1 protein-coding gene is annotated in these 1272 nt (G+C 40.9%); it reads left to right on the forward strand.

From position 1 onward, the window contains the following. Window positions 1–180 precede the first annotated feature (180 nt). Window positions 181–1152 carry a hypothetical protein gene (locus tag BLT94_RS21730; RefSeq protein ID WP_092238861.1) on the forward strand — a complete coding sequence of 324 codons (972 nt, stop codon included), beginning with the start codon at window positions 181–183 and terminating at the stop codon, window positions 1150–1152. Window positions 1153–1272 lie beyond the last annotated feature (120 nt).

Consider the following 1272-nt stretch of genomic DNA (forward strand, 5'->3'; position numbering starts at 1 on the left):
ACATCGGTGCCCCAACCAGCGGGTGAACCGGACAGCAAGGGTCTTCTTTTTTTTAAAGGTTGAAAAAAAATTTAAATGGTGTGCTTTCAATTAACTTTTTTGGAAACCCTTGCTGCCCGTTACCCCAACGTTGAGTACTTTGCCAGCTTTCTTAATTTAAACAAGTAAAGGAAGGATTAAATGAATAGATTTTTATTAGGTATGATAGTGTTAAGCCTCTGCGGATGCTCGTCACATGGTGTCTGGCGACATTACTCACCCGCTATGTCTGATCTAATAGGGACGGTTGCTACGAGTCGGAAAGATCAAATCATTGTTGGAAACAAAATAAAGTTGCTAAACCACAGGCCCATTGAGATCATAACTTATGATGGGACGAGTGAAGACAGCACAATAAGCTCGGATGACCGAACTGTAGCTCTTGACTTGATTTATAAGCAAGTAATCTTAAAACTCGGTGCAACATCTGTAGAAAAAATCAAGACAACGGCTTCGAATACTAAGGTCGATATTCTAAATAATTGGGCTTGGGTGCCAATCAACCAAACATTCGCATATGCAGGTTTGCGGGCCGATAGTGCCACAATTGATTTTACATCGACGCAACAACTGACTGCTGGTACATTTAAGTACGATGATATAGGTACTATCGAAATATCTGCTAAAGGCTCTAACGAGTACCACGCAGTAATTTCAAACCCAAAAGTCTATTACCGTATACAGTTGGCCAGAGTAGTTCAGACTTTTCCAGGCGACAAATATTCGAATGGTTGGAGAACTCGTAGGGATCCAAATATTAATCCAATTATTCTCTCTGAACAGAAAAAGGAAACTTGGCCAATCCAACCTCATCAGTGGTTTTGGAACCGGTGGTTTGGAGACGAAATGCCGTGGCTAAGTTTAGTGCTTGAAAAAGGTAAATTATTTATAAGATCCACTCGTGGCATCCAGTCAGATCTTATTCCTCTTGATACGTTTGAGAAAAATTCACAATGGAATGAAAGGTCTGCATATCTCTTGGATTTTCCAGTTGGCGACTTCAAGAGAAAGTTTGTCGTTCTGGATATTGAGGCAAAACGCAATGGAGATACAGTTGTCATAGAGCATGCAAGGATTCGATATCCAGAAGTGAGGCTTCAGGTGATTGATTGAATTATATAGAGTGAAGTTAGAGGGTGCCCAACGAATAAGGTTAGATTGTGTGAGCGCAGCGAACCACAATCTGAACCGTTTGTTGGACAAGCCCGGTCACCATATATAGAAAATAGCTTT

The organism is Desulfobacula phenolica, from assembly GCF_900105645.1.
Lineage (GTDB): Bacteria > Desulfobacterota > Desulfobacteria > Desulfobacterales > Desulfobacteraceae > Desulfobacula > Desulfobacula toluolica.

Bases quoted from the DNA above. Each gene is read 5' to 3' on its own strand.
- BLT94_RS21730 (WP_092238861.1), top strand. From the start codon at position 181: ATGAATAGATTTTTATTAGGTATGATAGTGTTAAGCCTCTGCGGATGC.